The sequence below is a fragment of the Paenibacillus germinis genome (assembly GCF_013141785.1).
In the GTDB taxonomy this organism is placed as follows: domain Bacteria; phylum Bacillota; class Bacilli; order Paenibacillales; family NBRC-103111; genus Paenibacillus_E; species Paenibacillus_E phytorum.
This window is the reverse complement of record NZ_WHOC01000070.1, coordinates 149,550-162,030: the sequence shown is the minus strand read 5'-3', so window position 1 is coordinate 162,030 and position 12,481 is coordinate 149,550. Positions and strand designations below refer to the sequence as shown.

Sequence of the window (12,481 nt, the reverse complement as noted above, 5' to 3'; positions counted from 1 at the left end):
AGCCCCATGTATTTTATTAACCATGAACAGATTGATCAAAGAATTCAGTTTCTGACCGCTTTAGCTGATGCTAGCAAGCAATTAGAAGAGCAGTGGGCGAAAGGTACCAATGATCTTGTATGGCAGCTTGCGCAGGAACGTGTTCTGCATTTAGCGATAGAAACAGTGACAGATATAGGGAGCTTGCTGATCGATGCTTTTATACTAAGAGATGCTAGCAGCTATGAGGATATCGTGGAAATTGTCCATGGAGAAGGCGCTTATTCAGAAACATTGACAGAGACGCTGCTTCAGCTCGTGAAGCTCAGAAAGCCTCTTGTTCAGGATTATGTCGACTGGAACCGCCAGGAATTGAACCCGTTAATCCCGAAACTTCCAGCTGCTTTTGAAGAATTTGCAGGTAGTGTTCGAGCTTTTATTAAGAGTGAATTGGAATAACATACATAGTTGTTTCTTAATTTACTTATTGTTAACAATGCTGTAAAATGAGACTTAAATGACAGTTCCGAGGTAGGTGAGAGAGTGAATCATGCACTTGAGACATCCACGCGTAAAGTGATTCTTTCTATGCTCAAAACTCAGGGACCGCTAAGTGTCCATGATATTTCCAAACAGCTCGGAATTACGGAAATGGCTGTCAGGCGTCATATCCATTCCTTGGAGAAGGATGATCTGCTCGAAACGAAGCTGGTTAGGCAAGCCATGGGAAGACCATCTAACGTTTACACGCTAGCTCCTCAAGCAGATGAATTGTTTCCCAAGAAATACATGCAGTTGACGCTCGATTTGTTAGATGAATTATTAGAAGGCGAAGGTCAGGAGAAGATCGAACGTCTTTTTGAAGGCAGGCAAGCTAAGCTTGAATCCCGGTATCAATCGCGTATGAGCGAGAAAAGCTTGGAAGAGCGGGTGGCTGAGTTAGCGCTTATTCAGAACGAGAATGGCTACATGGTGGACTGGTCACAGCTTGGTGAGGACGCGTATATGTTTAGTGAACATAATTGTCCGATTACGCAGGTGGCGAATACTTTTGCACAAGCATGTCAGTGTGAGTTAGCCTTGTTTCGGAATTTGCTTGATGCGAACGTTGAGCGAACCGAGTGTTTAGCGAAGGGTGCAAGCAAGTGTGTCTATATCATAAGTCAAAATAAATAACCATCAACCTCGTATACGGAGGAAGATGGTTTTTTTGTATGTCCTAACGTGAAGCAGCAAGAAGACTGGCGGCTTTATCTGTAACCCACTCGAAGCGGCCTGCTTCGATTTCTTTGAGATTAATTAAGGAGCCACCGATACCTAATCCGTAACAACCAATGTTTAGGAATTGTTTGATATTCTCCTCCGTAACCCCGCCAACGGCTATTAATGGAATTTGGTCGAGAGGACCCATCAATTCTTTGATAAAAGTGAGACCTAAGCTCGCACTCGGAAATACTTTAACAGCCGTAGCGCCTGCCTTCCATGCTTTAACGATCTCTGTTGGTGTCATTGCCCCTGGGAAAATCGGAATCCCCTCTTGGCTGGACCAACGGATCACTTCCTCATCCATATTCGGAGTTACTAAGAATGAAGCACCAGCATCGACTGCTTTCTTAGCATCTTCTAGATCTAGTACAGTACCAGCGCCAATAAACATGTGCTGACCCGATTTATCCTGCAGCTCGCTAATCATACGCAGAGCCCCTGGTGTATTGAGTGTGACCTCCATTACGGTGATGCCACCTTTAAGAAGTGCGTCAGCTAAAGAGAGAATGTGGTTTTCTTGCACACCTCGAACGATAGCAATGATACGGGTGCGTTCGATTTCTATAAGTCCTTGCTCTCTGTTCATCTTAATCCTCCAAGTGTTCTAGTTTGATTTGATTTTATTATGACAGGTCTCAGAAATTTTTCCAGCTTTTTTGTGTCAAAACAAGCTGCTCCTACCTATACTGTAGTAAATCATAGGCATTCATCTAGAAGCCGTCATCAAACCTCATAGCTGTTAGCTCCCAGGAGGTGCCCGTCATGACATGGATAGAGATAAGTATCGTCAGTTCCGCAGTTGCTTTTATCGTGCTCGTCGGCTTTGCCATTCGCATGTTGATTGCCATTGTGCAGATACTAGGCAAGTTGGGTGATACGGCTGCTCAAGCGAAGAAGAATATAGCTGAGACAGCAGAGCAAGCGGAGCAGTTGATGACGAAGGTAGGGCTGCTCACCGAAGAGGTGCATATGCAGATACTTACATTAGAGCCGAGTATCCAATCTGTGGAGAAGGCAGGAGCTGCTATAGGGGATGTTGCTTCTGCACTTCGCAAAGCCTCACGTGTGATGAACGAATCGATTCAAGGTGCGGAAAAGGTTGTACATACCCACCAGAAGCGAATCCAAGACGCCATGGAGTGGGCAACGACGGGTTTTGAGCTGTGGCAACGATGGCAAGCGTATCGGAATGCCAAATCAGACAATTAAGGAGTGGATTTCTCATGTCCAATGAAAAAAAAGGTAAAGATCTTCTCATCGGTGCGGTTGTTGGAGGCTTGCTTGGAGCAGCAACTGCGCTTCTGTTTGCACCGAAATCCGGCAGGGAATTGAGAAGTGACATTGCGGAGCAAGCCCAAGTAGTTAGCGACAAAACCGTGCAAATCGCAAGCAACGTGAGTCAAAAAACGCAAGAAGTTGCGAAAACCGTGAGCACTACAACAACTGAACTATATGGAAAAGCAAAAGACACAGCCGTAAACGTTGTAGATACCGTTCGTTCCTGGAAAGAGCCCAAAAGTGACGAAGAGCCGGACTCCTCGGTTGAAGAAGTAAGTGAAGCTGCGGAAGATTTGGTCATTCTAGGAAATCGTTAAAACAAAAAAAGCAGGAAGCTCCGAGAATAGAGCTTTCTGCTTTTTCTTTTACCACTTGGAAGGATCAATTTTGCGAATATCAAGACCTTCCCAGACGTTCTTAATGTTCGCCGTTTCTGGATGATCGAAGAGAAGCCACGCTGTAGGGAGGTAACGTTCTCCGTATTCACTTGAGGGCTTGTTGATGATTTCATTCTTATGAACGAGCACCGTTGAGGCGCCGCCATCTAAATTCGCAGCCGTTACAGCGCCATGCTCTAGGAAAATCTGCTGTACATCATACAGCGTCGCTCCTATGCTATGCTTCTGTCTGCCATCGATGATAGCGAATAGAATGGAGCCGTCCTTCGTCTGCGCCATACTGGTTCGAGGAGCAATTCCCCAACCATCGGCTTGGCTCTTGATCTGCCCAACACCATTCACGATGAAGCGAGGGCTGAACGAAACAGCTTCCTGAACGCCCATTTCCACAAGCTCGGAAACCTTGTATTTGCCTGCAATCATGCGGCCTTCTTTATCGATACCAACAACCTGCACAGTGCCGTTCATGCCTTTGTCATTATAAAAGATTTTGCCTCCGGAGATGACAATTCCTTCAGGCTGGAAGCCATTTCCTTCCCAATTGGGATCGATGAATCCTCCGCCATTAACACCGAGAATAGCTCCGGTTCTTTTGACCATAGAGGAGACCTTCTCCCCTTTACCTGCTTTCTCAGGTACGGCAATTCGAAGCTTCTTAGGATCCGAAATCGTGACGAGCTGTCCTTTGAAATTTGACCCCGATATCGGCTCAATGGTGACCAAATCTTTCTTGGCAACAACGGGGGTAAGAGGGGAGTTAGGCTCAATTTCAACGAATCCTTTATCTTTCTCATCGCCCATTTCGTCGAATTGCTTCCAATAGGCTTCTACGCGCTTCTGTAACTCTGTAGATCCTATCAAATATTTGGCCCACTCCCGGTGTTGGGTTGTAATCAAGGTGTCAGCCATCATTAATCTTACATTTGAACCTGAGGAAGTAAGGAAAAACCAACATAAGGACATTACAGAAAGTAAGGTAAACCCAAGTACCCCATACACGATAAAGCTCATTCCCGCAGATCTTTTGCGTTTAACTCTCGCTAGACGAGAAGACTGCTGGGAGGTGGTTTGTTGTACAGCCATTTATTCTTTACCTATCCTCTCTGCCAAAAAATCAATCTAACCATCCATATAAATAAACGAAAAGAAAGGAGAAAAAGTTTCATAAATGACTGAACTTTTCTCCTTTTTTTGTAAGTTGTTCCCTAAATAGGCCGCTTTAAAGACTGGAAAAGTGAATCCGTTGCGGAGTTACGGTCGTATTGAAATTCCAATCCCATTCCTGTGTTCCGTGCTACGCTGCGGATGATTAAATCATGGTATTTCTTCTGACGAATCGCTGCGATAACGACAAACTTGCTGACTCCTAGAGGATCGAAATAGAGTTTTCCTTCTTTTTCGATGTATTTCTGTACATGATTTAGGTTGACGAATAAGTCTGTATCCATCTTCTTAAATCCTTGCTCTTCAAGCTTATCAAGAAAATGACTGAAATCCAGTAAAGAATTCACACTCCGGCTAACTTTGCCAATTCGTGTATGGTAAGTAATTTCCTTCGTACTAACTTCGATAAACAGTGTATCCGACATGGGGACTAGCTCCTGCTCATTGATGGCATGGACGTCCTCTTTTTCGAGATACCCGGCTTTCTCCATAAGTTCTGTATATGAATAGTTGTAGGCATCCGACAGCTTTTTCAGCGTGACGGGAGAGGGTTTGATTTTCTCATTGGTCGAACGATTACGCTCTAGTTCAAGGTCTCTGATGTAGGCATGTGAAAGTCCGCTTTTATGGGCCGCTTCACGCAAAGACATCTTACCCCGTAAGCTTTCCAAAAATTTACCGAATCCTTCAAATTGTTTCATAATAACGTATCCCTCCATATGGTTTAATTGTAAATGAATTCGAAAGAAAAGAACATATTTAAGGCGCGAATTGGTGCCAATTACCTCAAAATCCAGCTAAGAACCGCCGCGTGCATATTTAAGCACTCAAATTGGTAAATTAGTAGCAATATCTTGGAAAGAGGCTGATGGAATGGCAAGAGATTTACCCATAGGAAACGGGAATGTACTCATTAATTTCGACGCTGCTTATAATATTCGTGACATGTATTACCCTTTAGTAGGTCAAGAGAATCAATCTAGCGATCATCTTTCACATTTTGGCATTTGGTGTCCGGAAGGATTCTTCTGGATTGACGATCCTGAGGTTTCCAAAAAGCTCAATTATTTGGAAGATTCGCTTGTTACTAACGCTGATTGCGCCCATGAAAGGTTAGGTCTAAGCTTCGTTATTCGTGATGGGGTGGATGTTCAGCAGAATGTTTTTTTACGCAAGGTGAAGGTAGAAAACCGCTTTGATGTGGAAAGAGAAATTAAACTGTATTTTCATTTGGATCTCCAAATCTATGGAAATGGCGTCGGAGATACGATCTATTATGATCCTGAGTTGAATTCACTTTTATTTTATAAGGGTCATCGTTATATGTCACTATCTTGCTTGTCCCCAGACGCTGCGAAAGCAATGCCTAGCGGTTATGCGACGGGACAAAAAGGGATTCACGGTTTGGAAGGAACATGGCGTGATGCTGAGGATGGTCATCTAGGTGGAAATGCCATCGCGCAGGGATCCGTTGACGGTGTGATTGAATTGACGATGAAACTACCGCCAAAAAGCGTGAAAGAAGCCTGGTTTTGGGTCTGTTTTGGGCGTACGAAGCAGGAGGTAGAGCGTTTAGAGCGATTACTTCGCACAGCAACTCCGCAAGCCTTATTACAACGAACGCACGACCATTGGGTAAAATGGGTGAATCAGGATGCCCACCAGCTCTCACTACTGAAGCCTGATTTGGAATCATTTTATAAGCGATGCTTATTAATTACCAGAACAAACGTCGACAATCGTGGGGCTATCATTGCGGCGAATGATTCGGATATTTTGAAATTTGCCAAGGATACTTACTCATATATGTGGCCGCGTGATGGCGCCTTGGTGTCACATGCGCTAGACCGGGCAGGCTATTATGAATTATCTAGGAAATTTTTTGATTTCTGCATCAAGGTGCTGACTCCTGAAGGCTATCTCATGCACAAATATAATCCTGATAGTTCCGTGGGCTCGAGCTGGCATCCCTGGGTGGATAGTCGGGGGAATAAGCAGCTTGCGATTCAAGAGGATGAGACAGCTCTCGTACTGTATACGTTATGGCATCACCATAAGCTGGCTGGAACGATCGAGAGTTCACGTGAGGATTATGAGAAATTTGTGAAGCCCGCAGCGGACTTTCTCGTTCGATACCGGGATGCATCTGGCCTTCCTTTGCCTTCCTATGACCTCTGGGAAGAGCGTTATGGCGTACTTGCTTTCACAGTGGCATCGGTATATGCCGGTCTTATAGCAGCAGCACGTTTTGCCGAATATCATCAGGATAAAGTACGCTCCATCTACTATGCAGATATCGCAGGACAAGTAAAGAAAGCAGCCGAACAGCATCTGTATGCACCCGATCAGAATCGCTTTTTGCGGGCTTTATATTGGAATTATGAACAAAATACGTATGTGCCGGACTACACACTGGATATGAGTATGTACGCACTATTTGACTTCGGTCTGTTTGAGCTTGAAGATCCTAGGATAGTGGCAACGATGAAGATTTTGAAAGAAAAATTGTGGGTACAAACTGACATCGGAGGTATCGCACGTTACGAGAACGACTATTATCATCAAGTTACCAATGACATAGCTAAGGTACCAGGCAATCCTTGGTTCATATGTACCCTTTGGTACGCAGAATGGCTGGTGGCGTCTGCCAAAACCGTTCAGGACTTGTTGGAAGCGGAAAAATTGATGCGTTGGGCAATTCTACATGCTGCGCCTTCAGGGGCGATGGCTGAGCAAGTGCATCCTTTCACAGGAGAGCCTATGTCTGTGTCGCCACTGACATGGTCACATGCTTCCTTTATTAAGGTGACGCAAGAATATTTGTCAAAATTAAAGCTATTGACCTCGAAGGGAACGAAGCAAGCCGTTGATGCGAGTGAGGATAAAGTACTGGAACCCGTCGTTCATTAGTTGGAAGGAGAGGAAGTAATGAAGGCAATTCGCGTCAAGCAACTTCGACAGGGGAACCCGACTATTCAGCTTGAAGATGTGAAGAATCCCATGATTTCAGGGCCTCAAGAAGTCATTGTAAAGGTGCTTGCAGTTGGACTGGACGGCACCGACAAGGAAATTCTACAGGAGAAATACGGCGTTCCACCCGAAGGTGAGGATGATTTGACCACGGGGCATGAGTCGCTAGGAGTTGTGACTGAAGCTGGGGCGGAAAGTGGATTCCAGCTTGGAGATCTCGTAACTGCAATTGTAAGACGGCCTTGCAGAAATCAAAGCTGCGTCAATTGCCGCAATGGTCATTCGGATTTTTGTCAGACCGGTGAGTTTGTAGAACGGGGCATTAAAGGGGCTCACGGCTTCCTCTCTGAGTTTTACAAAGAAGAAGGTCGATATTTGGTTCAGGTGCCGAAGGAACTGCTGAAGCATGGTGTACTAGTCGAGCCGCAGAGCATCGTTGAGAAAGTTTGGGACCAAGTGCTTCGTGTCCAGCAGCGGTTGATCTGGGAGCCGAGAACTGCGCTCATACTCGGATCTGGACCGCTTGGTTTGCTCGCTGCGATGACTTGCCGCCTGCTGGGGCTGGAGGCGTATGTCTGGTCCAAATCTCCGCAGGACAGTCTACAAGCGCAGCTTGTGAAGGACAGCGGAGGTGTGTTTAAGGAGGCCGGCGCTGACAGCAGCAGCGCGGCGACAATGACGGCTTATGCCGAGGGTCTCGGCAAGCCGATAGATCTGATCCTCGAATGCACGGGCTACAGCCCTCTAGCTTTCGAGGCTATGTCTGTTCTAGCGCCGAACGGTGTGTTGGCGCTGCTGGGTGTCACGCCAGCGGACCGTAAGCTGGAGATTTCATCGGACATGCTCAACCAGAGCATGGTGCTGGAGAATAAGTGCGTGATCGGCTCGGTTAACGCATCGCGCAAAGATTTCGAGACCGCCATTTACCGCTTACAGCAAATGGAGAAGCAGTTTCCAGGCTGGCTCGACCGCTTGGTCACGAATCGGATGACTTTGGAAGACGTGCCAAAGCTGGATTTTAACAACATACCGATCAAAGCCGTTGTAGATATTGTTCCCGTGGAACAATGGAATGATCTCGTGAAACAAATGAATGAAGTAGTATATAGCTTCTCCGTTTAATGGAAATGGCTAAGCAGGCTTGTTGATGCCTGCTTGGCCATTTTTCGCTCTTGTTAGACTTCCTTTCATAATTTTTTTATAATAAGGAGGAAGGGGAGGACGAGCATTGATGTCAAACAAATGGTTGCGAGATAACGGGATGCACCTATCATGGCTTCTTGCATTAATAGCCACATTAGGAAGCCTGTATTTCTCAGAGATTATGAACTTTATTCCTTGTAAATTATGTTGGTATCAACGCATTCTTATGTATCCATTAGTTGTCCTATTAGGGATTGCTGCTGTGCGCAGAGACTACAAATTAACCATCTATGTACTGCCGCTGACCATCTGGGGAGCTTGTATTTCCATCTACCATGTTCTGCTGCAATCGGGTGTATTTCACGAATCAGCAACAGGCTGCGGCCCAATTCCATGTGATGTCGATTACTTGAACTGGCTGGGCTTCATCACGATTCCTATGCTTGCGGGAACAGCCTTTATTCTCATCACGATTCTTCAATTTATGACATATCGAGCTACGAAATAAACACCGTTTTCCTAAAATAGGCAGGGAAATTGTCTAGCGCTGTCGAAATGAATACGTGAGTATTCATTCCAAAACGAGGTGCTACAATGAAGCCAATTACCAAAAGTGCTGCACTACTGATCGTTCTAAGCGCATCATTGATCGGTTGTGCAGACAAAAGCCTGTTATCCCCAGACTTGAGTCAAGCCCAAAATACTACGCCACAAGCAACAACAAGTGCTGTGGCGACTCCAACTCCTAAATCGACTGTTAAACCCATACCTACACCTCAATCCACACCTGTTCCCAGTACGAGTGCGACACCGAAGTCAACAACGGCTCCAGAGCCAACCGCAACACCAAAGCCAGCAGTAGTAGGCAACAATTCCAAAACCAAGTCAGTGACTGGTGATCATGTGCCTTATTCCTGGTATTACATGAAAAAGAAAACAGGGCAAGTTCCTGATTTTCCAAAAGAAACAAAATCGTTCACGGCGGACCAGAAAGCAGTTTGGGTTGGGACCGGTAAAAAGGTTTATTTAACGATCGATGCTGGAGGTCCATTAATTGAAGTTGATCTCATGCTTAAATCGCTGAAAGAAAACGATGTGAAAGCGAATTTCTTTATTTCGGGCAATAACATTAAGAAAAATCCGGAGTATTTGAAAAAGGTTGTAGCTGATGGTCATTTCGTTGCCAACCATACGATGACACATAACGATTTTAATGAGATGACCGATGATCAGATTCGCAAAGAAATTACGGATTTCGAAGCCTTATATAAAAAACTAACAGGTAAAGAAGTCGAGAAATATTTCCGCTTTCCTTATGGGCATTACAATCTACATAATTTGAACTTAGTATCCAGCATGGGCTATACATCTGTGTTCTGGTCTACAGCTATGCGAGATTGGGAACCGAGAGCCAACGGAGCCGAGGATCCATACAATGACATTATGAATAATTTGCATGATGGCAATGTGATTTTGATGCATCAAGGATCTTTAGAAAATATGCAGGCTCTAGCTCGTATTTGCAAAGAGATCAAGAAAAAAGGCTATGAATTCGGAATTGTGAGTGAACTTCATTCCTAAAAAGTAGGTGTCCGACCAGAAATCTGATACGTTCACCTAGGTACCTTTCAGCTTGTACGCTCATATCCTATCCATGTGGTTACGTATTTCATTAACCGGCAAAGGAAGCGGATAGGTGTGCAGCAAGCGATAGCCGTACTGGACTCCGGAGTCGGAGGATTAACTGTAGTAAAAGAACTAATGAGACAGCTTCCGCAGGAAAAAGTGATCTATTTCGGAGATACAGCGCGAAGTCCGTATGGTCCCCGCTCTGCTGGAGAAGTAAGAACCTTCACTCGGCAAATCGTCGAGTACTTAATTCAGTTTAATCCTAAAATGATTGTTATCGCTTGTAATACAGCAACTGCAGTGGCCATAGAAGATATTCGTGAGCGGGTATCCATTCCCGTGATTGGCGTTATTTTGCCTGGAGCAAGAGCCGCTATCAAAACGACGCGAAGCGGCGTTATCGGAGTTATCGGTACGGATGGAACGATTCGCAGCAATGCCTACGAATATGCGTTAAGGTTGATCTCGCCGAACATTCAAGTATATAGCGAAGCTTGCCCGCTATTAGCGCCGTTCGTAGAAAAAGGGCTTTTCGGTGCGGATAGTGCAAACGAGGTTGTCGAACAATCGCTCAGACAGTTAATCGGCAAGCCGATAGATTGCTTAATCTTAGGCTGCACGCATTACCCCTTCCTAGTGGAGGCCATTTCTCGTGCCATGGGACCGGATGTGACGTTGATTTCTTCGGCAGACGAAACGGCAAGAGAGATCAGCACGATCCTTTATCACCGCGACATGCTGACCTCATCGGGGCAGCTTCCCATCCATCAATTTTTTTGCAGCGGTGAGCCAGATTTATTTAAGCAAATTGCGCAGAATTGGCTGAAAGAGCAAATTTCTATAACGCCTGTCGTTTGGCAAGTGCCTAATATTTTATAAGTGACGTGAATAGACCCTGATGAGGGTCTATTTTTTATTTTTAAAGGAAGCTAACAACTGTAGGAATAACTCCAAAATCCGATTAGTCTCTAACGTACAACATTACTCATGCGTCCAGCGTCAGCTAAAGGTATCTCCGCATGAATCCGCATGATTCTAAGCCTGCGGGCATAATCATAGCCATACGAACTAAGTAAATGGGCTGTGAGGTGGTCGTGTGTTAGGATACGGGTATTGGACACTTTGTGAAGAACTGAATCGGCTCTGCAAGATATATCCTTTTCTTCATGTAGAAGAGATAGGCGCAAGTGTAATGGGGAAAAGCATACCAGCTCTACGAATTGGTCAAGGTACGAAAGAGATTCACTTCAACGCATCGGTGCATGCCAATGAATGGATAATGACACCGTTATTAATGCAATTCGTGGAAGACCTTGCTTGCTCCTACGCAAGAGGGACGGCGTGGCATGGCAGCAACATTAGACGTCTCCTATCGGAGTATTCACTTTGGGTTGTACCGATGGTGAATCCCGATGGCGTAGAACTTGTTCTGTCTGGTGTTACCGAGGAACATCCTCTCCGAGAGCAGTTGTTGAATTGGAATGGAGGATCGCTGGATTTCCGGAATTGGAAGGCCAATATTCGCGGTGTTGATCTCAATGACCAGTTCCCTGCACACTGGGAAGAAGAGGCAAGGCGTAGAGAGAAGGCTGGACCTGGTGAGCGCGATTACGGTGGAGAGGCACCGTTGACGGAGCCGGAGGCAGCAGCTTTAGCTCAATTTACAGAAAGACATGACTTTGAGCTTGTCGTGGCGCTGCATACCCAAGGTAGGGAGATTTATTGGAATTATCGCGACTATGAGCCACCGGAATCTGAGGCATTTGCCGAGCGATTAGCCCTAGCTAGCAGCTATCAGGCTGTTAAACTGGCGGACAGTGACGCGGGTTATAAAGATTGGTTCATCCAACAATTTCGTAGACCCGGCTTTACCGTTGAAGTAGGATTTGGGGTAAACCCATTGCCCGTGGAATCTTTCGCAGCACTCTATGAGGAATTGGTTCCGATCCTATTGACGGCGATGGAATTTTAAAATATGTCATAGACAAGTATAACGAACTTGAGCATGCTTCCCAAGAACCGTTCCGCCCAGACTTCATATACTGAAGTAAGGAAACAGTTGGGAGGCGTGGATATGGCACCACCTAAAGGGAAGGGCAAGGCATCCAAGAAGAAAGAACTTTCATCCAGAGTGCAATACACGATGAGGCTTGTGGAATCGTCCTCATGTGCGGTTTGTAAGACACCGTGCACAAGAGGGCTTCGGTATTTGGCCATGATGTCTGAGCCAGGAGCCGTTGGTAAAGGTGTTCCGTGTATTTTGACAAGAAGAAAAGTCAACTAATGCAAAAGTCCACGCCTCGTTATATAAGGCGTGGACTTTCATCATTTTGGGATATGTTCGCTTGTGATGGAACACTTATTTTCAATGAAACGAATTTGATTCTCAAGTCGATTCCGATGCTCTTCTTGTTCGTTGTCTGAAGAGGCTGCTTGTCCTTGGAATTGTTCAAGCTCTTGTTTTAAACTATGCAGGTCAGAGCCCGCATTCGCACAGTCATAATTGCTTTCTAACTGATCGAGCATATATAGGCCTCCTCATGTGAAATGTCGTTAGTTCTTACCTTTCTTATTGCTTCTCTGATCCGTTGTGCGTGTTGTTGTATTTTTTCTGGATTGTCCTTGCTGCTTATGAGATTCTGAAATGGTTGTTC

Annotated in this window: 15 protein-coding genes; 11 read left to right on the top strand and 4 right to left on the bottom strand. The window is 45.4% G+C overall.

Annotation, left to right across the window (positions count from 1 at the left end):
- The first annotated feature begins 6 nt into the window (after positions 1-6).
- Together GC102_RS14130 and GC102_RS14125 are read left to right on the top strand one after the other, a co-directional pair.
- Positions 7-438 carry a DUF86 domain-containing protein gene (locus GC102_RS14130; protein WP_171690095.1) on the top strand — a complete coding sequence of 144 codons (432 nt, stop codon included), beginning with the start codon at positions 7-9 and terminating at the stop codon, positions 436-438.
- A gap of 84 nt (positions 439-522) precedes the next feature.
- The gene (locus GC102_RS14125) at positions 523-1,155 is read left to right on the top strand and encodes a helix-turn-helix transcriptional regulator (protein WP_171640193.1); all 633 of its coding nucleotides are present in this window, start codon (positions 523-525) and stop codon (positions 1,153-1,155) included.
- Positions 1,156-1,198: 43 nt separating this feature from the next.
- On the opposite strand, the gene GC102_RS14120 is transcribed toward GC102_RS14125, so the two are convergent.
- Positions 1,199-1,831, bottom strand: a complete 633-nt coding sequence (locus GC102_RS14120; protein ID WP_171690094.1) for a bifunctional 4-hydroxy-2-oxoglutarate aldolase/2-dehydro-3-deoxy-phosphogluconate aldolase — start codon at positions 1,829-1,831, stop codon at positions 1,199-1,201.
- A gap of 176 nt (positions 1,832-2,007) precedes the next feature.
- Between GC102_RS14120 and GC102_RS14115 the strand changes: the two genes are divergently transcribed.
- A complete protein-coding gene (locus GC102_RS14115) occupies positions 2,008-2,454 on the top strand; it encodes a DUF948 domain-containing protein (RefSeq protein WP_171690093.1) in 447 nt (148 codons plus the stop codon).
- A 14-nt stretch (positions 2,455-2,468) separates the two neighbouring features.
- Positions 2,469-2,840, top strand: a complete 372-nt coding sequence (locus GC102_RS14110; protein WP_171640199.1) for a YtxH domain-containing protein — start codon at positions 2,469-2,471, stop codon at positions 2,838-2,840.
- Between the two features lie 48 nt (positions 2,841-2,888).
- Here GC102_RS14110 and GC102_RS14105 read toward each other — a convergent pair whose 3' ends face one another.
- Positions 2,889-4,004, bottom strand: a complete 1,116-nt coding sequence (locus GC102_RS14105; RefSeq protein ID WP_171690092.1) for a phosphodiester glycosidase family protein — start codon at positions 4,002-4,004, stop codon at positions 2,889-2,891.
- 122 nt (positions 4,005-4,126) lie between these two features.
- Complete coding sequence (locus GC102_RS14100; protein WP_171690091.1) at positions 4,127-4,786, bottom strand: helix-turn-helix domain-containing protein; 660 nt, start codon at positions 4,784-4,786, stop codon at positions 4,127-4,129.
- 172 nt (positions 4,787-4,958) lie between these two features.
- Here GC102_RS14100 and GC102_RS14095 point away from each other — a divergent pair, with 172 nt between their 5' ends.
- The 7 genes from GC102_RS14095 (at position 4,959) to GC102_RS14065 (ending at position 12,111) form a co-directional block, all read left to right on the top strand.
- Complete coding sequence (locus tag GC102_RS14095; protein ID WP_171690090.1) at positions 4,959-6,995, top strand: glycoside hydrolase family 15 protein; 2,037 nt, start codon at positions 4,959-4,961, stop codon at positions 6,993-6,995.
- A gap of 18 nt (positions 6,996-7,013) precedes the next feature.
- Positions 7,014-8,177: a glucose 1-dehydrogenase gene (locus GC102_RS14090; protein WP_171690089.1), complete on the top strand. Its 1,164-nt coding sequence runs from the start codon at positions 7,014-7,016 to the stop codon at positions 8,175-8,177.
- 109 nt (positions 8,178-8,286) lie between these two features.
- Positions 8,287-8,706: a disulfide oxidoreductase gene (locus GC102_RS14085; protein WP_047686279.1), complete on the top strand. Its 420-nt coding sequence runs from the start codon at positions 8,287-8,289 to the stop codon at positions 8,704-8,706.
- An 86-nt stretch (positions 8,707-8,792) separates the two neighbouring features.
- Positions 8,793-9,779: a polysaccharide deacetylase family protein gene (locus GC102_RS14080; RefSeq protein ID WP_171690088.1), complete on the top strand. Its 987-nt coding sequence runs from the start codon at positions 8,793-8,795 to the stop codon at positions 9,777-9,779.
- Positions 9,780-9,896: 117 nt separating this feature from the next.
- Complete coding sequence (gene racE, locus GC102_RS14075; RefSeq protein WP_312883265.1) at positions 9,897-10,706, top strand: glutamate racemase; 810 nt, start codon at positions 9,897-9,899, stop codon at positions 10,704-10,706.
- Positions 10,707-10,923: 217 nt separating this feature from the next.
- Positions 10,924-11,799 carry a M14 family metallopeptidase gene (locus GC102_RS14070; RefSeq protein WP_171690087.1) on the top strand — a complete coding sequence of 292 codons (876 nt, stop codon included), beginning with the start codon at positions 10,924-10,926 and terminating at the stop codon, positions 11,797-11,799.
- A gap of 102 nt (positions 11,800-11,901) precedes the next feature.
- A complete protein-coding gene (locus GC102_RS14065) occupies positions 11,902-12,111 on the top strand; it encodes a hypothetical protein (RefSeq protein WP_171690086.1) in 210 nt (69 codons plus the stop codon).
- Positions 12,112-12,152: 41 nt separating this feature from the next.
- Here the strand turns inward: GC102_RS14065 and GC102_RS14060 are convergent, their stop codons facing one another.
- On the bottom strand, positions 12,153-12,353 hold the full coding sequence (locus GC102_RS14060; RefSeq protein WP_171690085.1) for a DUF2524 domain-containing protein: 201 nt from the start codon (positions 12,351-12,353) through the stop codon (positions 12,153-12,155).
- Positions 12,354-12,481 lie beyond the last annotated feature (128 nt).

Coding starts and splice junctions, on each gene's coding strand:
- GC102_RS14130 (WP_171690095.1), top strand. CDS start 7: ATGTATTTTATTAACCATGAACAGATTGATCAAAGAATTCAGTTTCTG.
- GC102_RS14120 (WP_171690094.1), bottom strand. CDS start 1,831: ATGAACAGAGAGCAAGGACTTATAGAAATCGAACGCACCCGTATCATT.
- GC102_RS14115 (WP_171690093.1), top strand. CDS start 2,008: ATGACATGGATAGAGATAAGTATCGTCAGTTCCGCAGTTGCTTTTATC.
- GC102_RS14110 (WP_171640199.1), top strand. CDS start 2,469: ATGTCCAATGAAAAAAAAGGTAAAGATCTTCTCATCGGTGCGGTTGTT.
- GC102_RS14105 (WP_171690092.1), bottom strand. CDS start 4,004: ATGGCTGTACAACAAACCACCTCCCAGCAGTCTTCTCGTCTAGCGAGA.
- GC102_RS14100 (WP_171690091.1), bottom strand. CDS start 4,786: ATGAAACAATTTGAAGGATTCGGTAAATTTTTGGAAAGCTTACGGGGT.
- GC102_RS14095 (WP_171690090.1), top strand. CDS start 4,959: ATGGCAAGAGATTTACCCATAGGAAACGGGAATGTACTCATTAATTTC.
- GC102_RS14090 (WP_171690089.1), top strand. CDS start 7,014: ATGAAGGCAATTCGCGTCAAGCAACTTCGACAGGGGAACCCGACTATT.
- GC102_RS14085 (WP_047686279.1), top strand. CDS start 8,287: ATGTCAAACAAATGGTTGCGAGATAACGGGATGCACCTATCATGGCTT.
- GC102_RS14080 (WP_171690088.1), top strand. CDS start 8,793: ATGAAGCCAATTACCAAAAGTGCTGCACTACTGATCGTTCTAAGCGCA.
- GC102_RS14065 (WP_171690086.1), top strand. CDS start 11,902: ATGGCACCACCTAAAGGGAAGGGCAAGGCATCCAAGAAGAAAGAACTT.
- GC102_RS14060 (WP_171690085.1), bottom strand. CDS start 12,353: ATGCTCGATCAGTTAGAAAGCAATTATGACTGTGCGAATGCGGGCTCT.